Here is a 20347-nt window from a genome sequence, read left to right as displayed (position 1 = left end):
CCGTCGATCGCTCTGTCCACAGGTCCGCACATCTCAGTCCAACCACACCTGCGCGGGCAGGTCCCAGCGCTCGAGTTCGCCGAGAACCAGATCCGTGAGGCGCTGTCGATCCGGAATCGCCAGCGGATCAAGGCCGGCGAAGCACAGGGTGACGACGCCGGGCGTCCGGGACGACCACGCGCTGACGCCGCCGCCCGCCGCCGCCAACTGCGCGGCCGACGCGCCGACAGTCGTCGAGCGCATCGCCACCGGCCCCGTCGTCGCGCCGCCGAGTGTCGCGAACGACGACGGCAGGTCGCCCAATGCCGACGCGAGACACAGCGGAGTCCCCGCACCCGCGGCGAGCCGCCGGACGACTGCGTCCGGCAGCGCTTGGGCGACGACGACCGTCGAAACGAACGGGTCGACGTCTCGTTCTCTGCGGACGTACGCCTCTTTGCACGATGCCCGCAGCTCACAGAGATCGTCATATCGGTCGTCGGACACCGTCACATCCGCGGTCGCGGCCGACGACGCGTTCGACCGCAGGTCGTCCTCGCCTCGAGTCGACACCGGCAGATTGATCTGCACGGCGTCACCGGTCGCCACGCGCCCCGACCGCTCGAGCACACCGAGCACAAGCGCCACGAACAGCGTGTTCGGTGTACCGTCCGCTCCCCGTGCGGTCGCGTCGAATAGATCCGAATCCACGGTGACGGCGATCGTTGGACACGTGAACGGTACGTCGTCGGCCATCGGCCTGGGTTCCCGCGCCGCGCTCGCCCCCCTGTTCCGGAACAGTTCGCGTGCGGCCGAGACCGTTGCTCGGCTCAGGCTCAGCGCGTCGGCGACAGGACGTCCACCGTCGACATCCAGGGGCCGCGGACGTCCACGAACAGCCTCGTCGACCGCGGCGAGGATCGCACCCCCGTCCGCGACGACATGGGAGAACACCAGCGAGACCAGCACCCGACCGTCACTGGTCGGCGCCGCAGTCAGCCTCCACGACGGCCCGGCGACGCTGTCGACGGGCGCCTCGAGCTGTGTCCGTGCCCAGTCGCCCTCTCCACCCGGGCGGACCTGAAGTTCCGACGTCGCGACGACTCCCGCGTCGGGCGTGAATCTCCAGAGATCGCGCGTCGGGCCTGCGGTCCGCACCGCCAGCCTCGACAGTCTTCCTGCGCGCAGGCCGTCGCCGAGCCGATTCACCAGGTCGGCGTCTACGTCGGACTCGAGGCGCCACACCACCTGGTTGACAACCGGGAGGTCGACTACGCGTTCCATCACCAAGAACAGGTTGTCGTCGGCGGTCAATCGCCCCGCAGCGGCTCCGGTCACCGCTGGTCCACCGACGCCAGCACGTCGCCGAGTGTGTCGAAGTACTTCGCGACAGACGCCTCGGCGATCGGATTGTCCGGCCGCTGGGTGGCCGCGAACAGCCCGTCGTCGGTCCGACTGATCCAGATGGACGCGTGGTCGGTGACGCCCTCCCCGGTGAAGATCAATGCTTCCCGCAGGCGGTCGGCCGCCGGGAACCACCGGAAGTCGAGGTACGAGACCATCTGGGGGTTGGTGATCACCGACGGGTCCAGGACCCCCTTGCCGATCAGCACTCCGAGAGCGCCGTGGACTGGGTCAGCGGACATCTCCTTCGCCACCGCCAGTCCACGCGCCGCGTCTGGAAGGACGTCGGCGAGATCGTCGGTACGGACGTCGAATGCGACCGGGACGAAATTGATGTACCACCCCTGCGCGGCGACGTGATCACCATGTCGTGTGCTCAGCACGGTCGCCGTCAGATAGCGCTCTCGCCCCACCAGCCTCCGCTCGGTGACGCCGAGTGCCGCGAACACGAGCGCCGACAGCCCGCTGCCTGACGCCTTCGCCCAGCCGGAGAGTCGCTCGGCGAGATCTGCGTCGGCGATCCGGACCTGATCGATCCGCACCGGCTCCGCCCGCCCGTCGACGATGCCGAGATCGAGGGGGAACGGCGGTATCGCCGGGGTGGCCCCGCCGAGGATCGACTCCCAGCGTTGAACCGACTCCGTCTCGGTCGTCATCCCTGCGGCACGGGCGTATTCGGACGCAGTGTGCTCGATGTGGCTCGCGCCGACGACGGGCCGTGGTCCGTCGTCTCCGTGATACCGCGACAGGATCTCGGCGAGGCCGATCGCCTGCGAGCTGGCGTCGCCGAACGCGTGATCTATCGCGAAGTAGAAGTCGAACGAATCGTCGTGTGCCACCGCTCCGAATGCGACTGCGGGGAACACGTCGAACACGGCTGTTGCGGGCAGGCGCCGGTGCAGGTGATCGATCGGATCGGTGCCCTGCGGCAACAGATGCGGCGCCACTTCGATGTCGGATGCGTCGACCAGTCCGCGCTTCACGTCATCGCCGTCGAAACGAAACGTCGATCGCCACCCGTCGTGATCTCGGAGAAACCCGTTCAGGGCCGCCGTCATCCGGTCGAGATCGAGGACTTCGGGGACCGGGACCGTCGCGCAGGTGAAGGCGTGATGCTCTCGGCCTGCCAGGCGGTCGGCTCGAACGGCGACGATGTGGTCCCGTTGCAGGAACGACGGGCCCACCGGGTGCGGATGAGCTGCCCGGCCCGCGTCCACGGTGGCGTCGGTCGGCGTCCAGTCGACGACAGTTCCCGTGGCCGGTCGCCATTCCCGTCCGGCTGCGATCCTCACTGGACGATCCGGACGGGACGACCGAGCGCTGCATCGCCGGTCTCGACGACTTCGCTGAGGACGGCGGCGAACTCGGCGACGAAGGCGTGGACCGACGACGCGGCGATCTCGTTGTTCGGGTACCGCATCGACAGGTTGAGTCCGCCCGCAGCGCGGTTGATCCACAGGTACACCTCGGAGCCGCTGCGGACACGGCTTCGGAGGGCTCGCTCGTGTTCGGTCCAGGCGTCGGCGCCCGGGACCGCGCGTCCGTCGACGAAGGAGACCACGAACTCCGGCGCTCCCGGGACGTCGAGAATGCTTGTCACCCGTGGAAGCGAGAAGGGGACGACATCCCGGTTGGCGCGGATCGCGGCCGACGTGCCCCCGATCGTCTCGCCGAACGACGCTGCATGTCCGATCGGGTCGTCGACGGGCATCACACCGACGAACCAGCCTGCCGCGACGGCGAACTCGGGAGCATTGCGCGTGTGCATCGGCATGATGAACCGCAGCCCGTCTGCGCCGAGCCGACCGAGCGCGGTCTTGACCGCGCTGAGGAATCCACTGGTCTGCGAACCGCCGAATCCCTTCGCCGCAGCGACGAACGCCTCAGTTGCGTCGTCGTCTAGCAGCCACCTCGACAGGCTCGCCTGGAAGTCGGGGGCCGTGTCCCCAGTAGGACGGCTGACCGGGAGCGGGAACGCAGGAAGTCTGCGGTCTGCACCGAGGAACCCCGCCCACCGCTGGACCACAGGGTGATCATGGTCGAGTGCGTCGTCGACCGCGCGTTCGAAGGCGCTGAAGTCGACGTACGACCCCACCGGCGGCAGGAGCGGCGCACGGCCCTGGACCCGGGCCCGGTAGAGCTCGGTGAGCTCGGCGATCGCGATGACCTGCGTGTACGCGTCCATCACGGCGTGATCTGCGGCGAACACCACGGTGAACCAGGGCGATGCGGGGGCTGGTTCGACGGTGACGACCGCCAGGTGGGGCCACCGGACGGCGGACACGACATCGGCGAAGAAGGTCTCGATCCGGCTGCAGATCTCGGCGCTTCCACGCGGCTCCGGTGCGCGCCGCGCCTCAACGGCGATCGCGTCTGCGGGCACTGTGGCGCGCGTGAAACCGCGACCGCCGACGGCGGGGACCGCGGTGGTGCGGTAGGCCTCGTGACGAGCGATCCACTCACCGATCACCGCCCCGAAGGCATCCGTGTCGAGGGGTTCCTCAACGCGGAAGGCGGTGCCGATCCACGAGCCCGCAGCCGCCTCGGGAGCATTGGTCGCGCACGCCACATGTGCCTCATGGTCTGTCGAGAGCGGCCGGTGATCGTTTCGCCATGCGTCGGCGTGCGCTGTCGGCACCCAGCCGATCGTCTGACCGCCGTGCAGCGGGTAGTCGGCGAGTTCGCTGTACTCCATTGTGTCCCCCTCGTGAGTCTGGCCCGGATCTAGAGAGATTCGCGAGTTCTCGCGGCCCCCTGAGAAAGGATCTACTCCTCGACGAAGCGTCGTTTCAAGACTCGTGACAGGCGTCATCGGGCCGCCGAAGAAGTCCTGGAGATCACAGTCGGTGCGCCCTCGCGACGGCCTTCCGCGACGTGTGCACACGTCACCGGAGGCGGCCATCGGAGCAGGTGAACGGCCCGGAGCATCGTCTGATCAGACGACATTCGGCGCGGCGACTGTTCTGCTCGCCGCGCGCAGAACGGGCCAGCTCGGCGACCGAGGTGCTCGGTGGCCATGTCCCGTTAACAAAGAATTATCGGTACTCGGCACACAAAAAGGCGCCTCCCGCTTCACGCGGGAGGCGCCTTATGCAGCTACTGCTCGAACCAGACCTGGATCAGGCCTCGTCGAGGAAGTTGCGCGACACGGCCGGGTCGACGGGCACACCGGGGCCGGTGTTGGTCGAGACGGTGACCTTCTTGATGTAGCGGCCCTTGGCTGCCGACGGCTTCGCACGCATGATCTCGTCGTATGCGGCGCCGTAGTTCTCGGCGAGCTTGGCAGCGTCGAACGACGCCTTGCCGATGACGAAGTGCAGGTTCGCTGCCTTGTCGACGCGGAAGTTGATCTTGCCGCCCTTGATGTCGTTGACGGCCTTGGTCACGTCGTTGGTGACGGTGCCCGTCTTCGGGTTCGGCATCAGGCCACGCGGTCCGAGGACACGCGCGATACGGCCGACCTTGGCCATCTGGTCCGGCGTCGCGATCGCGGCGTCGAAGTCGAGCCAGCCGCCCTGGATCTTCTCGATCAGGTCCTCTGCGCCGACCTCGTCTGCGCCTGCAGCGGCGGCCTCGGTGGCCTTGTCGCCTGCGGCGAACACGATGACGCGCGCGGTCTTACCGGTGCCGTGCGGCAAGTTGACGGTGCCGCGGACCATCTGGTCGGCCTTGCGGGGATCGACGCCGAGACGGACGGCGACCTCGACGGTGGCGTCGGTGTTCTTCGACGACGTCTCCTGTGCGAGCTTCACAGCCTCCAGCGGACTGTAAAGGTTGTCGCGATCGATCTTCTCAGCTGCGGCCACATAGGCCTTGCTCTTCTTGCTCATGCTCTGTTCCTTCTCCCCGCACGGGGCGGGAGTTAGTGGTTAATGGGCCGAGCACGGCCCTCCCACGGATGTTCTGGTGGTGCGATCCGAGTCGGGATCAGCCTTCGACGACGATGCCCATCGAGCGGGCGGTGCCTGCGATGATCTTCGCTGCTGCGTCGATGTCGTTGGCGTTCAGATCCTCAGCCTTGGTCTTCGCGATCTCGCGGACCTGGTCCATCGACACCTTGCCGACCTTGTCGGTGTGCGGCACGCCCGAGCCCTTCTGGAGGCCTGCGGCCTTCAGCAGCAGCTTGGCTGCCGGCGGGGTCTTGAGCTTGAAGTCGAACGAACGGTCTTCGTACACGAAGATCTCGACCGGGATGACGTTTCCACGCTGGGATTCCGTCGCGGCGTTGTACGCCTTGCAGAACTCCATGATGTTGACGCCGTGCTGACCGAGAGCCGGACCCACGGGCGGTGCCGGGTTGGCCTGGCCCGCCTGGATCTGGAGCTTGATGATCCCGGAGATCTTCTTCTTCTTGGGAGGCATATCCTCTTGTCCTTTTTCCTACAGATCCGCGCACGCTGGATACGCGGAAGTCATTGCACGCTTGGCGGTGAGGCCTGTCAGATCTTCTCGACCTGGTTGAAGCCGAGCTCGACCGGAGTCTCGCGGCCGAAGATCGACACCAGGACCTTCACCTTGCGCTGTTCGGTGTTGACCTCGCTGATGGAGGCCGGCAGGGTCGCGAACGGGCCGTCCATGACGGTCACCGACTCGCCGACCTCGAAGTCGACCTCGACGAGGTTCGACGCGGCGGCTGCGGCAGCCTCGACGCTTTCGCCCGCCTCTGCGGCGGCCTTCGCGGCCTGCGCCTTGCGGACCTCGGCTCGCGGAAGCAGGAACTGAAGGACTTCCTTCAGCGACAGCGGCGACGGACGCGAGGTCATGCCGACGAAACCGGTGACACCCGGGGTGTTGCGCACTGCGCTCCACGACTCGTCGTTGAGTTCCATGCGGACCAGGATGTAGCCGGGAAGGACCTTGCGGTTGACCTTCTTCTGCTGGCCGTTCTTGATCTCGGTGACCTCTTCGGTCGGAACTTCGACCTGGAAGATGTAGTCGCCGACGTCGAGGTTCTGAACACGGGTCTCGAGGTTGGTCTTGACCTTGTTCTCGTAGCCCGCGTACGAGTGGATGACGTACCACTCGCCGGGCGCGCGGCGCAGTTCAGCCTTGAGCTGGGCGACAGGGTCGATGTCGGCTTCCGGCTCCGGCGTTGCGGCGGTCTCGGGCGTGGCGTCCTGCGTGGTCTCGTCAGGCGTCACGTCACCGACCTCCGGCGATTCGATGTCGTTCTCCGGGGTGCTCACTGCGCCCAACTCCTTCATTGCTCACCCGGGCCGTCGGCCCGTCAGTACTACGGGGTGTGCCCCCGCAGTGTCGCGGGCGCAAACGCCCGCTCTCGCACGTGTCAGCCGAATACGAGAAGCGCGAGCTTCGCGAATCCGATGTCCAACCCGGCGATGATCGCTGTCACGACCACCAGGAACGCGAGGACGGCGATCGAGTAGTTGACCATCTCGCTGCGCGTCGGCCACACGACCTTGCGCATTTCGCTGATGACCTGCTTGAGGAACGCCCAGATGCGCACAAACGGGTTGCGGCTCGTCGACGCACCGGTGTCGGTGCTGCGAGACGAAGTCGCGACCGTCGTCGATGCGGCTTCCGCGCGACGTCCACGTGCCGAACGCTTACCGCTCGGACGAAGCTCGTCGTCGGCCCGGATGTCGTCGACCTCGATCGCGTCGTCGACGTCGCCAGCCTTGCGATCCCGCTTGGCCACCTTCTCACCGATCCCTTCGTATGCAAACTGCCCGAGGGCAGGGGCGACAGGACTTGAACCTGCAACCTGCGGTTTTGGAGACCGCTGCTCTGCCAGTTGAGCTACGCCCCTTTGTACCGGACTCAGGCCCGATACGGTCGTCGCTTACAAAACCAACGCGCCACCCTCAGGGCAGCGCGGAAGTCTGTGAAAGCTCAGACTCACTTAGTGTAGAGCAAACCTGCGGTCGGCCCCAACTCGGCTGTCGATCAAGCGAACTGAACGAGCGCCTGCGCGCGTCCGAAGATCTTTCGGTCGCCCTGTTTCGCGACGAGTGCGATCACTCCGCGACGTGTCTCAGGATCGAGGGACCGGACCTTTCCGGTGAACTCGACCTCGGCGTATCCGACCGGCGGAACGTACACGGGGCTGGTGAAGCGGACGTTGAATTCGTAGATGGCGGCCGGGTCTCCGACGAAGGAGCTGACGACGCCGGCAGCCAGCCCCATCGTCTGCATGCCGTGCGCCACCGGCTGTTCGAGATCGATCGCACCTGCCACCTCGGGCGAGAAGTGAATCGGGTTCGGATCACTGGCGACGCCGGCGTAATTGACCAGGTTGCCGAGGGTCAGCACCTTCGTCACCGCGGGAAGCTCCTGCCCGACGGTCAACGAGTCGAAGTCGACGGCCCCGTACGGCTTCGGTTCGACCTGCGGGTCCGGGTCGGAGTACCTCGCGAACGGCCCGAACACCGTCTGTGCCGTGCGCGGTTCGTTGTCGACCTTCATCATCACGTGCTCGAGCTTGTCGAGCATCGCCGGGTCCGCTTCGACCGACGGTCGCGCCACCACCGAGGTGAACGTGGTCATCACCGGCTCATCGTGCTGGTTCCAGACGATGTTCTTCGTGACCATCATGTCGGTGCCCATCGACTGCCGGAACGACTCCAACGACACGTCGCAGATCAACCTGTCGCCGACCTTGATCGGCTGATGGAACACCAGTCGTTGGTCGGTCTGCATCACTTGCCACACGTCGTACCCGGTGACCACCTCTTCGAAGAGACGTCGCTGAGCGATGATGCCGAGCACGGAGATAAAGGTCGGAGCCGCGATGAGCGAATCGTGGCCGAGCTCGGCAGCCTTCAGCTCGTCCCAGTGCACAGGGTGGTCGTCCTGCACTGCACGCGCGTGCTTGCGGATCTCCTCACGGCCGACCTCGTAGTAGTCGTCGACCGTATAGCTGTAGCCGACGACCGACTTGGAGTGCGCCGCGATCTCCTCCGGCGTCATCTTGGTCGCGATCTGCTGCGTCATCTGGTGAACACTCCTCACACGGCCCCCCGCGGGCCGTCTCACAACACCGCGGCCTTCGGGCTGGGCCTGCGGCGGACACAAGGTCTCATCTCACAAACGGATCGATACTCGATCGTTATATACGATTGTCACTCCCCCATGGAGTGCAAACAAAATCAAGCGGGCCACCTCACATGGAGGTGGCCCGCTTGAAGGGGTCTGTATCACGTCACGCGCAGGCGCGACGAAGAGTCAGCGCGACTCCTTGTGAGCCTCGTGCTTGCCGCAGTTCGGGCAGAACTTCTTCAGCTCGAGACGATCGGGGTCGTTGCGACGATTCTTCTTGGTGATGTAGTTGCGGTGCTTGCACACCTCGCATGCCAAGGTGATCTTCGGCCGCACATCGGTTGAGGAAGCCACTTTGTTTGCCTACTTTCGCGTCTAGCTTGTAATCGGGCCCGTATCGCGACCCAGGCTCTGGGCCGGGGCGTGCACCGGGTGTTCGATGTGTAGCGGTGGGGGGACTCGATCCCCCGACCTCACGATTATGAGTCGTGCGCTCTAACCAGCTGAGCTACACCGCCCTGTCGGTCCCACAACTCGCGAAGCGAAACCAGCGAGCCCCCTGACGGAATCGAACCGTCGACCTTTTCCTTACCATGGAAACGCTCTACCGACTGAGCTAAGGGGGCGTGCCTCACTACCCGACGACATGTCGTCGCCGTGACGTAAGAGCCTCAACGAGGTTACACACAAGCAGGTCCGATAACCAAAACCGCTGGTCAACTGTCCTGCATGCGGGTACCGCGTCAGTGGCAGATACAGGATTCGAACCTGTGTAGCTTGCGCGACGGATTTACAATCCGCTCCCTTTGGCCGCTCGGGCAATCTGCCATGCTGCTGCCCGAAGGCAACGGGAGAAAGAATACAACGAACCTCCCACCACCACACAAACGTGCAGTTCAGAGACGGTGTAGTGTGCCCAGCATGGCTGATTCTTCGTTTGACGTCGTGAGCAAGGTCGACCGCCAGGAGGTCGACAACGCACTGAACACCGCAGGCAAGGAGCTCTCGCAGCGATACGACTTCCGCGGCACCAACACCACCATCGCCTGGTCCGGCGAGGAGAAGATCGTGATCACCTCCGACACCGAGGAGCGGGCCCTCGCGGGTCTCGAGGTGTTCAAGGAGAAGCTGATCCGCCGGGACATCTCCCTCAAGGCGTTCGACGCCGGCGAGCCCGTCGGCTCCGGCAAGACGTTCAAGATCTCCGGCGACATCGTCCAGGGCATCGACTCCGAGCACGCCAAGAAGATCTCCAAGAAGATCCGCGACGAAGGCCCGAAGGGTGTCAAAGCGCAGATCCAGGGTGACGAACTCCGCGTCTCGTCCAAGAAGCGCGACGACCTTCAGGCGATCATCGCCCTCCTCAAGGGCGAGGACTTCGGCATCGCTCTCCAGTTCGTCAACTACCGCTAGTCCGCCCGTGACGCCGCGCTGAAGCGTGGGCGGGGATTCTCACTCCTCGGCAGTCCTCGCGGGCTCGCCTAGCGGCTCGCGCGCTGTGGAGGGCTCGTCGTGACAATCCCCGCCCACGCTTCAGTGCTCGCTTCACCGCGAGTGCCCTCGGCTACCCAGGATTGACGATCAGAACGACTGCCCTTGATCGCGGGCCATCTGCTCCAGTCGGGCGATGCGCTCGGCGGTGGGTGGGTGCGTGGAGAAGAGACGTGAGAGCTTCTCACCGGCCCGGAACGGGCTCTCGATCATCAGATGCGACTGCGACGTCAGATCGGGCGTCGGCGGCAGCGGAGCCGACGCGATCCCGCCCGAGATCTTGCCGAGCGCCGAGGCCAGCGCCAGCGGGTCGTTGGTCAGTTCCGCGCCCGAGGCGTCGGCTTGGAACTCCCGAGACCGTGACACGGACATCTGGATGACGCTCGCGGCGATCGGTCCCAGCAACGAGACCAGAATCATGGCGAGCGGGTTCGGACCGTTGTCCCGGTTGCCGCCGAACATGCCCATCCACATCGCCATGTTCGCCAGTCCGGTGATGACGGCTGCCATCGCGCCCGCCACAGAGCTGATCAGGATGTCGCGGTTGTAGACGTGCGACAGTTCGTGACCGAGCACCGCGCGGAGCTCCCGTTCGGTGAGGAGGTCCATGATGCCGCTCGTGCAGCAGACGGCGGCGTTCTTCGGATTGCGTCCGGTCGCAAACGCGTTCGGTGATTCCGTCGGGCTGATGTAGAGCGCGGGCATCGGTTGATGTGCCTGCGTGGCGAGCTCACGGACGATCCGATACAGCGCGGGGGCCTGCACCTCGGTGACGGGCTGCGCGTGCATGGCTTTCAACGACAGCTTAGCGCTGTTGAAGTAGGCGTACGCGTTCGTTCCGACCGCCAACAGCACCGACACGAACAGGATCGTCGTGTTCTGGAAAGCAGCACCGATACCGACGATGATCGCCGACATCAGACCCATCAACGCAGCAGTCTTGAGCCCGTTGAAATGCACGCCAGCCTCCTATGGTTCCTTTGAGACGTTCATACACTCAAACGCTCAAGCGACGGAGAAAAGTTCCAGACGCAACCATCGACGGCGTCCGACGTCAGCCGATCCGTTCCACGGTGTACCGCACCAGCGATGCGAAGGCGTTGTTGGCATCACCGGCGGGCAGGGTGGCGAGAAGGCCGTTCGCCTCGTCAGCCATCTCCTGCAGCTTGGCGCGCGCCGCGACCATGCCGTCGGACGCCACCAGCAGGTGAAGCGCCTCGGTCACCTCGGCGTCGTCGGTCAGCGGACGGGCGGCGCCTGTGTCGGCGTCGACCAGCAGTTCGCGCAGACGGACCGAGTCCGGCCCGTCGCCCTGCAGCGCGTAGATGACCGGCAGCGTGTGGACACCCTCCCGGAGGTCGGTGCCGGGTGTCTTGCCAGAGTCGCCGGTGACCGACGCGATGTCGATGACGTCGTCGGACACCTGAAACGCCGTGCCGATGATGTCGCCTAGACGCTGCAGAGTGGCTGCGCGCTCCGAGTCGGCGCCCGCGGACATGGCGCCGAAGCGACCCGCGGATGCGATCAACGACCCCGTCTTCTCCCACACCACCCGCAGGTAGTGCTCCACCGGATCTCGGCCCTGAGCGCCGACAGTCTCGCGCATCTGGCCGGTCACCAGTTCGGCGAACGTGTCGGCGATGATCCGCACCGCGTCCGGGCCGAGCGTCGACACGAGGTGCGACGCGCGAGCGAACAGGAAGTCGCCCGCGAGGATCGCGACCGAGTTCGACCACCGGGCATTCGCGGACTGCGCACCTCGGCGCAGCGGAGCCTCGTCCATCACGTCGTCGTGGTACAGCGTCGCCAAGTGCGTCATCTCGATGACGGTGGCCGACGTGATGACGTCGTTGTTCTCCGGGTCGGGTCCGAAGTGCGATGAGAGGATCGCGAACATGGGACGGAAACGTTTGCCGCCCGCTTTGGCGAGGTGAGTCGCGGCCTCGGTGAGGATCTCGTCGCCCGACGAGAGTTCACTCAGCAACAGATCCTCGACGCGGGCCAGTGATGTCTGCACCTGCGTTGCGAACTCGTCTGCGCCGAGGTCCAGTCCGGCGAATGTGGACTTCACGGGTGTCGTGCCCCATCTCGTCTTCTCGGGTCGCCGCGTGTTCGGCGAGAGGTCGATGACACCGCCCACCCTATCGTCCGACTCCGCCCGACATACTGGTCGGGTGACGAGCGCAACCCCCGGTGACCACCACGGCCCCAGCGGTCTCCCCTCCGACGCCGACCTCCTTGTCGTCGGCGCAGGTCCCGCAGGCGCGGCGGCGGCGGCACATGCGGCTCGACGTGGACTCGACGTCGTCCTGTTGGACGCCGCCACGTTCCCCCGCGACAAGACCTGCGGCGACGGCCTCACGCCGCGCGCCTATTCGGCGATGCAGCATCTCGGCATGGGCGATTTCCTCGCCGATCGCCCGGTGATCCGCGGCCTCGAGCTGAACGGCTGGGGCCGACGCCAGCAGGTCGCCTGGCCGTCGTCGACTTTCGGCCCGGTCGGAAGCGCCGTGTCGCGGTGGGAGCTCGACGACGCGATCCGACGGTTCGCCGTCGCACGGGGCGCCCGAATGGTGGAGGGCACGAAGGCGGTCGGCGTCCAGATCACCGGCGGCCGGATCGAGTCGGTGACCGTCGAACGCGGTGGCGAGCGCTCGGCGATCGCGGTGCGAAACGTGATCGTCGCCGACGGCGTCCGATCGGGGCTCGGCAAGTCCCTCGGCCGCGAGTGGCATCGGGACACCGCATACGGGGTCGCTGCGCGCTCGTATGTCGCATCGGACCGGTCCGACGCGGAATGGATGGGTTCTCACCTGGAACTGCGCGGACCCGACCGCGAACTGCTGCCCGGGTACGGCTGGGTGTTTCCGCTCGGCGACGGAACCGTCAACGTCGGCGTCGGGGCACTCGCGACCGGAAAGCGTCCGGCGTCGATGGCGCTGAGGCCAGTCCTCGAACACTATGCGCGGATGGTGTCCGACGAATGGGTGCTGACGGGCACGCCGGAACGCATCGCATCCGCGTTGCTTCCGATGGGCGGTGCGGTCAGCGGCGTGGCAGGCGCGAACTGGATGCTGATCGGCGACGCCGCGGCATGTGTGAATCCCCTGAACGGCGAGGGCATCGACTACGCGTTGGAGACAGCGGAGCTCGCAGTCGCGATGCTCGACGACGAAGCCGACTTCACCGCTGCCTGGCCGGAGTTGCTCCGTCGTGAGTACGGTCCAGTTTTCGCGGCCGCCCGGCGTGCGGCGGGCCTGCTGACCATGCCGAAGACGGTTCCCGTCCTCGGGCGTCCCGGGATCCGGTCGGCGGCCTTGATGTCGACCGTGGTCAGGGTGATGGGGAACCTGCTGACCGCCGACGACTCCGACCTCATCGCACGCGCCTGGCGCGGCGCGGGGATCGCCGCGTCACGATTCGAGTCGCGCCCGCCGTTCTCCTGAGCCTGAGCCGTACCTCCACGCACTCGCGGACTTCGATGACGAACGCTGCATCCGACGACGCAGACCGACGCCTCGTTCGCAGCCGCGGCCTTCGTGAAGGCCGCGTCTGTAAATGGAGGTCGCGGCGGCGCCCTCCCTGCGGGAGCCGCCCAAAGGCGCCATGACCAGATCGAACTGGCCGATTCACGCTCAACCGGCCACCTCCCGTCGTCCCAAGCACCTTTTCGCCAGACCCACCCACAACGACACCGCACAACATCCTCGCGACCCTCACTGACAGACGCGTTGACCAGCGACAAACCGGCCGATTCCGTTGCCCGCCTACGACGGGCGAATCGCGTGATGGATGGCGGCGATGCCGCCGGTCTGGTCGATCCAGCCGACGTCGGCGAAGCCCGCGGAGGAGATCAGCGACGCCAGGCCGTCCTGGTTCGGCCACTCGCGGATCGACTCCGCGAGATACACATAGGCGTCCGGATTGCTCGACACCTTGGTGGCGACGGCAGGGAGCGCCTTCATCAGGTACTCCATGTAGACGGTCCGGAACGGCCGCCAGGTCGGCGTCGAGAACTCGCAGATCACCAGTCGTCCGCCGGGCTTGAGCACGCGCTTGAGCTCCGACAGCGCGAGCGGGACGTCGTTGACGTTGCGGAGGCCGAACGAGATCGTCGCGGCGTCGAACGACGCATCGGCGAACGGGAGATGCAGCGCGTCGGCCGCGACCTTCGGCACGGCGCGTCGGACACCTGCCCGGAGCATTCCGAGGGAGAAGTCCGCCGCGACGACGGTGGCCCCTGACGCGGCGAGTTCCGTCGTCGACACGGCGGTTCCGGCGGCGAGGTCGAGGACCACGTCGCGAGGGCGCAACGCGAGAGCACGGCGTGTGTTGCGACGCCAGAGACGGTCCTGGCCGAACGAGAGCACCGTGTTGGTGATGTCGTAGCGGCGAGCGACTCCGTCGAACATCTCGGCGACGTCGGCGGGCTGCTTGTCGAGACCGGCGCGGTGGGGACCAGTAGTCATGCCACCGAGACTATCCGCGGCGAGTGCGCCGTCCCACTTCGGCCACGGCGAGCATGAGCATGATCACGACGATCCATCCCGCGGCGACGATCGACACGGCCGGTTTGATCGACAGGTCGGCGCCGCGACCCGCAGGCCTGGCGAGGGTGTCGGGATCGGTGGAGTCGTAGTCGACGAGGATCCGCTGCCCTGTCGACAGTTGGGTCGGGTACAGGAGCCCGAGTTTCGGGTTCCGCAGCACGCCGTCGGGGGTCACGAAGTTGACCGCCGCGTGGAGCCGATCGGCGGCGATCACCTCGGCGACCGCGGTCGCCTTGTTCGCATCGATCTTCGCGTCGTTGCGATAGGCGCCGGCGACGATGACCGCCCCGATGAGCGTCACGACGACGCCGAGCGCGGCGAGCGTGATCTGCACGCGCCTGACAAGGATCGGGGTCATGGGGTGAGAGATTACCCCGCCAGTCGAGCGAGGATGCGGTCGTGGACCGGTCGCAGACCTTCGCGGCTGGTCGCAACTTCGATCACTTCGATGCCGCCGTCGGGCGCGGGTTCGTCGAGCATCGCCCCGAGGTCGGAGAGGTTCGCGCGACGATGACCGATGTGGAAGCCTGCGCACAACGCAGCGAGGTCCGTGCGGTGCGGCGTGCCGAAGATCCGGTCGTACACACCCGTGTAGTCACCGGTGTCGAACCGCGGATCACCCTGTTCGAGGAGGCTGAAGATCCCTCCACCGTCGTCGTTGGCGACCACGATGCGGAGGTTGTGCGGGCGTGGTTCAGCAGGTCCGATGACAAGGCCGGTCGCATCGTGGATGAATGTGAGGTCGCCCATCAGGGCGATGGTCCGGGCGTCGGCGTCAGCGGTGAGCGCTACGCCGATGGCGGTCGCGTTGGTGCCGTCGATGCCGGCGACGCCCCGGTTCGACATGACTGCCACACCGTCGACCACCCGGCCGGTGAGCGCGACGTCGCGTACCGGATTCGACGCTCCGACCACCAGCCGGTCCCCTGAACGCAGGGCCGATGCCACGGTGCGGGCGACGTGCAGGCCGGTGGTGACGTCGGTGGCGTCGAGTTCGGCGTCCACCGCCGCAACGACACGGTCGTGGATCTCGGCAGCCTGCGCCAACCAGTCGGCGCGTGGCGCGCCGGCAGGTTCGGCGCGGGTACCCGTCGCCCGGACGTTCCCAGACACGTCGGGCCACCGCGGACCTGTCGTGAGTGCGTAGACGTCCACGCCGGGGTCGGCGAGCAGTTTCGACACCGAACGGTGCAGTGTGGGCCGCCCGCAGATGATGGCCTGCTGTGGTTTCAGTTCGCGCAGGGCCAGCGGGTGAAGCGGATTGGCGGGACGCGGCGCGGTCGGCTCCGCAACGGTCGGGAGGGCGGCGAGCTCGGGATGGACTCCGGATCCGTGCCCCGACACGACGACGGTGTCGCGCGTCAGGTCGATGTCGAGCGGGATCTCTAGTCGTCCGCCTGGCGAGTACGTCCACGGCTCACCGTCGGGACGGCCAGCGAACTTCCCGCCTGCCGCATCGGCCAGATCCGCCGTCGGATCGTCCGACGCATCGGGGACGAGCGGCTCGCGGAGGGGGATGTCGAACTGGACGGGCCCGGGGTTGCCTGTGCGTGCACCCCTCGCGGCCGCGACCACACGTCCGACCGCGGAACGCCACTGTGAGTTGGTGTCGAGGTCTTCCTCTGCGAGGCCGAGGCTGATCGCAGCTCGGACCTGGGTGCCGAAGATTCCGAACTGTTCGATCGTCTGGTTGGCGCCCGACCCGAGCAGCTCGTACGGCCGGTTGGCGCTCACGACGATCAACGGCACACGGGCGTAGTTCGCCTCGAACACGGCGGGGCTCATGTTGGCGACGGCGGTCCCGCTCGTCATGACGACGGGCACCGGCCTGCGGGACGCGACCGCAAGCCCGACCGCGAGGTATCCGGCAGACCGTTCGTCGATCCGCACATGCAGTCGGAGTCGTCCCTGCTGGTGGGCAGCGTGCAGAGCGAAGGCGAGCGGCGCGTTGCGCGAACCGGGACACAGGACCGCTTCGTCGATGCCGCTGCGGATCATCTCGTCGACGATCACGCGAGCCTGCAGAGTGGACGGATTCATAGCGTGAACCCTATTACCGTGAGCCCATGGGCCTTTATTCGGAGCGGGTGCTGCCGCGGATCATCACCAAGACCTGCGGGATGCCCGCGATGGACAAACTGCGTCGAGCCACATGCGAACCGCTGTCCGGCCACGTCGTGGAGATCGGGTTCGGCTCGGGGTTCAACGTCGGCCAGTATCCGGATTCGGTGCGGCGGGTCTCGGCGATCGAGCCCAGCGATGGCGGGTGGGCGTTGGCCCACGACCGCGTCGCGTCGTCATCGATTCCGATCGACCGCGCGGGACTCGACGGTCAGCGTCTCCCCTTCGACGACGACACGTTCGACTCCGCTCTCTCCACGTTCACCCTCTGCACGATCCCCGACCTGGCCTCGGCGCTCGCCGAGTTGCGCCGCGTGGTCCGGCCGGGAGGGGTGTTCGCGTTCCTCGAGCACGGGACCGCGCCCGACGACGGAGTCCGCCGCTGGCAGCGCCGACTCGAACCCGTTCAGAAGAAGCTCGGCGGAGGTTGTCACCTGACCCGCGACATCCCTTCGGCGATCGCTGACGCGGGCTGGGACATCACCACCGTCGATGCGTTCTACGCCAAGGCCTCACCGAAACCGTTCGGCGCGTTTGTGATCGGCGCCGCCAGTAACCCCTGATCCGTGTGGCGTGACGTCCCCCTGCCCCTTGAGCGAGCGACGCGAGTCGAAAGGTCACGCCCACAACCGAACCGCGCAGTGGCGGGCAGAATTGCCTCGTACCCTTCGTCACACATGTCGACTAACCTCGTTTCCATGAGTCGCGAATTCGACGTCGTCGTCTTCGGAGCCACGGGCTTCGTCGGCGAGCTGACCGCCCGGTACCTCGCCCAGCACGCCCCGGCCGGCACGCGCGTCGCGCTGGCCGGACGTTCGGAGACCAAGCTCGCCGCGGTCCGACGCAGGCTCGGCGAGAACGCGGCGGGTTGGCCTCTGATCGTCGCCGACTCTCAGTCCCCGTCGTCGCTCGACACGATGTGCGCCCGCACCCAGGTGGTGTGCACCACGGTCGGCCCGTACCTGAAGTACGGCGAGAATCTGGTGATCGCCGCCGCCACAGCGGGCACCGACTACGTCGACCTCACCGGCGAGGTTCCGTTTGTGCGTTTCGCCATCGACAAAGCCGACGACACCGCTCGCGGAACCGGCGCGCGCATCGTCAACGCGTGCGGCTTCGACTCCATCCCGTCGGACATCGGCGCCTATCTCCTTCACCGCCAGATCACCGAAGACGGCGAGGGCGAGATGACGGACACGACGATGGTTCTGACGTCGATGCGCGGCGCCGCATCCGGGGGCACGATCGATTCGGTGCGTGTGATCACCGATCAGGCGAAGGATGCACAGACCCGTCGACTGCTCCTCAATCCGCAGGCCCTGTCGGGCGGCCCCGGGGAGACTCCACGGGCAGGCATCAACTCCGAGCCGAGCGACATCTCGCCGGTGGACGCCCGCAAGGTCGACAAGTCGCTCCGCGGGACTTTGGCGCCGTTCTTCATGGCGTCGTTCAACACTCGCATCGTGCGCCGGTCCAACGCGTTGCGCGACGGCGCCTACGGCGACGCCTTCCGCTACCAGGAGACGATGGCCGTCGGCAGCATCCCGGGACTGTCCGCGGTTCTCGCGGGAGCCGTGTCCGTGGGAACCGGCCTGTTCCTCGGTGCGATGAGTTTGCGGCCCACCCGCAAGGTCCTCGACTGGGTGCTCCCCAAGCCCGGGGAGGGACCGGACGAGAAGTCGCGCGAGGCCGGTCACTTCGTGACCCAGACGTTCACACAGACCACGACGGGACGCCGGTACCGGTCGCAGATGCGGGCGCACGGCGACCCCGGTTACAAGGCCACCGCCGTCATGCTCGGCGAAAGCGCATTGGCGCTCGCCCTCGACCGTGACAAACTGCCGGACCGTGCCGGCGTCCTCACGCCGAGCGTCGCCATGGGCGACGTCCTCATCGAGCGACTGCGCGCCGCAGGCTTCGTCGTCGAGGCTCACGCACTCGACGACTGATGGACGTCGCCTCGCTCGTCTCCGGCGAGTGGTACTTGGACAGTCCAGCGCTGCGCGCGCTGCGTGACGAGTGCGGAACTGCGATGGACGCGTTCAACGCGCTCGGCGCAGCGGACCACGCCGGCCGAGTCGCGGTGCTGCGCTCGGTGTTCGCCGAGTTCGGCGACGACGCCGAGATCGTTCCGCGACTCCGCTGCAGCTACGGGTTCAACATCCGCGTCGGACGGGGAGCGTTCGTCAACGCGGACGCCTTCTTGATGGACGACGGCCCGATCACGCTCGGAGATCACGTCCGCATCGGCCCCTCCGCTGTGCTCGCCACTGCACTTCACCCGATCGACGACCACCGGCTCCGTCGAGAGGGCTGGGAGCGGACAGCTCCGATCATCATCGGCGACAACTGCTGGCTCGGCTCCAACGTGACCGTCGGCGCGGGCGTCACGATCGGCCGGAACACTGTCGTCGGTGCGGGCAGCGTTGTGGTGCGCGACCTGCCGGACCACGTCGTGGCCGTCGGATCGCCTGCCGTCCCTATCCGGGACCTGCCCACAGAGTGATCAGGCCTGACCCGGCTTCAGTTCGATGAAGAGTGCGTCCATGTCGGCGCAGAGCCGGTCGCCGTCGTGCAAGGTGCCCTTGACGAACAGTTTGCGGCCGTCGCGGCGCTCGACCCAAGTACGCAGTGACAGTGCCGTCTCCAGCGGAGTGAGCGAGCGGTAATTGACCGTAAGGTACGCAGTCCGGGAGACGCCGCCGATCTTCAGGGCCGCCGCCATGCCGCCGAGGTCGTCGAACGCGACTGCGACGTGACCGCCGTGCGCGACTCCGTTGCCACCGAGGTGGAATCGACGGAAGGTGACGGTCGCGTCGACGCTGTCGGGGCCGCCCGCACTGATCTCGTACGGCGGCAACGTGATGTTGCCGCGCGAGGGAAGGTCGATGCGGGTGCCCGACGGGCTCGTCCACTCGTCGACGAGCATCGTGTCGAGCTTCGCGTTGAGCTTGACGAGGTCTTCGATCACCTCGTCGGCCAACGCGTGGGTCGGGCTCGCGTATCGGACCTTGTCCATGAAGCTGCGAACCTGTTCGATCATGTCGCCGTACGTCGGTCCGCCGCGCTCTGTGGTGACCTGCAGGTCGGCGCGGAATCCGCCCTCGTGGGGCGAATCCTCCTTCGCCGGCACGTTCCAGTCCTGCTTCGAGATGTCCGTCATCGTCTCACCGTATCCGCACGACTGGACGCCCTCGCCGTCGGCCGGTCGTCGCGTCCCCACGAATCGGGCACATGAGACGCCTGGTGAGGCATAGTCTGTGCACCACAACAACTCTGGACGAAGGCTATGACATGTCGATCAAGAACATTCTCAGTGAATCCGACTACCGACTCGTCCTGTCGACCGAAGACGATCAGATCTCAGGTCTGTCGGAGGAGAAACTCCTCAAACTCCATCGTCGCACTCGTCGGGCACGTAACAAGCACGTCGGTCAGTATCGCCGCGAAGGCGCGGCAAAGGTGTCGAAGAAGGGCGCCCGGGGCCAGGCCAAGAAGGCGAACGTCAAGCGAGCCGAACGCGCCGAGGTGTTCGAAGAGGCCTTGAGTCGGGTCAGTCGTCAGCTCGGCGTCGTCGCGCACGAGGCGGCCGAAGCACTCAAGGCCGAACGTCTCGCCGCAGCTGCGGGCGGATCCGCCGGTCCCGGCAAGGACGGAAGGAAGGGATCGGGAAAGGTCTCTTCGAAGGGCAAGGCCAAGGTCGACGACACCCGTGACAAGTCGGGCCGAAAGAAGTACGAGGCGTCGTCGATCGCACAGGGCAAGCGCCGCCAGGCCAAGCGCGACAAGCGGTGACCCCGCAC

At 66.6% G+C, this 20347-nt stretch carries 21 protein-coding genes and 4 tRNA genes; 6 read left to right on the top strand and 19 right to left on the bottom strand.

From position 1 onward, the window contains the following. Nucleotides 1-33: 33 nt before the first annotated feature. The 13 genes from WFK36_RS01340 to WFK36_RS01280 form a co-directional block, all read right to left on the bottom strand. Nucleotides 34-1317, bottom strand: coding sequence for a hypothetical protein (locus WFK36_RS01340; RefSeq protein ID WP_336789022.1), 1284 nt, complete (start codon nucleotides 1315-1317; stop codon nucleotides 34-36). Further along, entirely contained in the window at nucleotides 1314-2675 is a 1362-nt protein-coding gene (locus WFK36_RS01335) for a condensation domain-containing protein (RefSeq protein WP_336789020.1), read from the bottom strand. Before WFK36_RS01335 ends, WFK36_RS01340 begins: the two co-directional genes overlap by 4 nt. Further along, nucleotides 2672-4078 (bottom strand): condensation domain-containing protein, encoded by a 1407-nt coding sequence (locus WFK36_RS01330; protein WP_336789018.1) that lies wholly within the window; start codon nucleotides 4076-4078, stop codon nucleotides 2672-2674. Before WFK36_RS01330 ends, WFK36_RS01335 begins: the two co-directional genes overlap by 4 nt. A gap of 424 nt (nucleotides 4079-4502) precedes the next feature. Then, a complete protein-coding gene (gene rplA / locus WFK36_RS01325; protein WP_008377529.1) occupies nucleotides 4503-5213 on the bottom strand; it encodes a 50S ribosomal protein L1 in 711 nt (236 codons plus the stop codon). 97 nt (nucleotides 5214-5310) lie between these two features. Continuing rightward, nucleotides 5311-5745 carry a 50S ribosomal protein L11 gene (gene rplK, locus WFK36_RS01320; protein WP_008377528.1) on the bottom strand — a complete coding sequence of 145 codons (435 nt, stop codon included), beginning with the start codon at nucleotides 5743-5745 and terminating at the stop codon, nucleotides 5311-5313. 77 nt (nucleotides 5746-5822) lie between these two features. Beyond that, the gene (nusG, locus tag WFK36_RS01315) at nucleotides 5823-6569 is read right to left on the bottom strand and encodes a transcription termination/antitermination protein NusG (protein WP_040519652.1); all 747 of its coding nucleotides are present in this window, start codon (nucleotides 6567-6569) and stop codon (nucleotides 5823-5825) included. Between the two features lie 101 nt (nucleotides 6570-6670). Further along, a complete protein-coding gene (gene secE, locus WFK36_RS01310; protein WP_008377526.1) occupies nucleotides 6671-7042 on the bottom strand; it encodes a preprotein translocase subunit SecE in 372 nt (123 codons plus the stop codon). A gap of 38 nt (nucleotides 7043-7080) precedes the next feature. Further along, nucleotides 7081-7153 (bottom strand) — tRNA-Trp (locus tag WFK36_RS01305). Nucleotides 7154-7290: 137 nt separating this feature from the next. Further along, nucleotides 7291-8337: a fused (3R)-hydroxyacyl-ACP dehydratase subunits HadA/HadB gene (locus WFK36_RS01300; RefSeq protein ID WP_008377525.1), complete on the bottom strand. Its 1047-nt coding sequence runs from the start codon at nucleotides 8335-8337 to the stop codon at nucleotides 7291-7293. 231 nt (nucleotides 8338-8568) lie between these two features. After that, nucleotides 8569-8736 carry a 50S ribosomal protein L33 gene (gene rpmG, locus WFK36_RS01295; RefSeq protein WP_008377524.1) on the bottom strand — a complete coding sequence of 56 codons (168 nt, stop codon included), beginning with the start codon at nucleotides 8734-8736 and terminating at the stop codon, nucleotides 8569-8571. A gap of 90 nt (nucleotides 8737-8826) precedes the next feature. Further along, nucleotides 8827-8900, bottom strand: a tRNA-Met gene (locus tag WFK36_RS01290). Nucleotides 8901-8935: 35 nt separating this feature from the next. Further along, nucleotides 8936-9008 (bottom strand) — tRNA-Thr (locus tag WFK36_RS01285). Nucleotides 9009-9129: 121 nt separating this feature from the next. Continuing rightward, nucleotides 9130-9210: transfer RNA gene (locus WFK36_RS01280), tRNA-Tyr, on the bottom strand. Nucleotides 9211-9303: 93 nt separating this feature from the next. Between WFK36_RS01280 and WFK36_RS01275 the strand changes: the two genes are divergently transcribed. Then, nucleotides 9304-9795: a YajQ family cyclic di-GMP-binding protein gene (locus WFK36_RS01275; RefSeq protein WP_040519631.1), complete on the top strand. Its 492-nt coding sequence runs from the start codon at nucleotides 9304-9306 to the stop codon at nucleotides 9793-9795. Between the two features lie 168 nt (nucleotides 9796-9963). Here the strand turns inward: WFK36_RS01275 and htpX are convergent, their stop codons facing one another. Both htpX and WFK36_RS01265 read right to left on the bottom strand, forming a co-directional pair. Beyond that, a complete protein-coding gene (htpX, locus tag WFK36_RS01270) occupies nucleotides 9964-10833 on the bottom strand; it encodes a zinc metalloprotease HtpX (protein ID WP_336789010.1) in 870 nt (289 codons plus the stop codon). Nucleotides 10834-10927: 94 nt separating this feature from the next. Further along, a complete protein-coding gene (locus tag WFK36_RS01265; RefSeq protein ID WP_008377521.1) occupies nucleotides 10928-11944 on the bottom strand; it encodes a polyprenyl synthetase family protein in 1017 nt (338 codons plus the stop codon). Nucleotides 11945-12047: 103 nt separating this feature from the next. Between WFK36_RS01265 and WFK36_RS01260 the strand changes: the two genes are divergently transcribed. Then, a complete protein-coding gene (locus WFK36_RS01260; RefSeq protein ID WP_336789007.1) occupies nucleotides 12048-13319 on the top strand; it encodes a geranylgeranyl reductase family protein in 1272 nt (423 codons plus the stop codon). Between the two features lie 321 nt (nucleotides 13320-13640). Here the strand turns inward: WFK36_RS01260 and WFK36_RS01255 are convergent, their stop codons facing one another. From WFK36_RS01255 to menD, 3 genes are read right to left on the bottom strand one after another with little or no spacing between them, the layout of a single operon-like run. After that, nucleotides 13641-14342, bottom strand: a complete 702-nt coding sequence (locus WFK36_RS01255) for a demethylmenaquinone methyltransferase (RefSeq protein WP_336789005.1) — start codon at nucleotides 14340-14342, stop codon at nucleotides 13641-13643. Between the two features lie 10 nt (nucleotides 14343-14352). Further along, nucleotides 14353-14781, bottom strand: a complete 429-nt coding sequence (locus WFK36_RS01250) for a hypothetical protein (RefSeq protein WP_008377518.1) — start codon at nucleotides 14779-14781, stop codon at nucleotides 14353-14355. Between the two features lie 11 nt (nucleotides 14782-14792). Beyond that, on the bottom strand, nucleotides 14793-16463 hold the full coding sequence (menD, locus tag WFK36_RS01245; RefSeq protein ID WP_336789003.1) for a 2-succinyl-5-enolpyruvyl-6-hydroxy-3-cyclohexene-1-carboxylic-acid synthase: 1671 nt from the start codon (nucleotides 16461-16463) through the stop codon (nucleotides 14793-14795). Nucleotides 16464-16489: 26 nt separating this feature from the next. Between menD and WFK36_RS01240 the strand changes: the two genes are divergently transcribed. The 3 genes from WFK36_RS01240 to WFK36_RS01230 all read left to right on the top strand — a co-directional run bounded on the left by WFK36_RS01240 (nucleotide 16490) and on the right by WFK36_RS01230 (nucleotide 19050). After that, entirely contained in the window at nucleotides 16490-17107 is a 618-nt protein-coding gene (locus tag WFK36_RS01240) for a class I SAM-dependent methyltransferase (protein WP_336789001.1), read from the top strand. 135 nt (nucleotides 17108-17242) lie between these two features. Then, nucleotides 17243-18493 carry a saccharopine dehydrogenase family protein gene (locus WFK36_RS01235; RefSeq protein WP_336788998.1) on the top strand — a complete coding sequence of 417 codons (1251 nt, stop codon included), beginning with the start codon at nucleotides 17243-17245 and terminating at the stop codon, nucleotides 18491-18493. Further along, nucleotides 18493-19050, top strand: coding sequence for a sugar O-acetyltransferase (locus WFK36_RS01230; RefSeq protein WP_336788997.1), 558 nt, complete (start codon nucleotides 18493-18495; stop codon nucleotides 19048-19050). The genes WFK36_RS01235 and WFK36_RS01230 overlap by 1 nt, the downstream gene beginning before the upstream one ends. Here the strand turns inward: WFK36_RS01230 and WFK36_RS01225 are convergent, their stop codons facing one another. Beyond that, nucleotides 19051-19707 carry a PaaI family thioesterase gene (locus tag WFK36_RS01225; protein WP_336788995.1) on the bottom strand — a complete coding sequence of 219 codons (657 nt, stop codon included), beginning with the start codon at nucleotides 19705-19707 and terminating at the stop codon, nucleotides 19051-19053. Between the two features lie 131 nt (nucleotides 19708-19838). On the opposite strand from WFK36_RS01225, the gene WFK36_RS01220 reads away from it, so the two are divergent. Next, the gene (locus WFK36_RS01220; RefSeq protein ID WP_336788993.1) at nucleotides 19839-20339 is read left to right on the top strand and encodes a hypothetical protein; all 501 of its coding nucleotides are present in this window, start codon (nucleotides 19839-19841) and stop codon (nucleotides 20337-20339) included. Nucleotides 20340-20347: the final 8 nt, after the last annotated feature.

The sequence above is a fragment of the Gordonia malaquae genome (genome assembly GCF_037148075.1).
Classification (GTDB): Bacteria; Actinomycetota; Actinomycetes; order Mycobacteriales; family Mycobacteriaceae; genus Gordonia; species Gordonia malaquae.
This window is presented reverse-complemented; position numbering and strand designations above follow the sequence as displayed.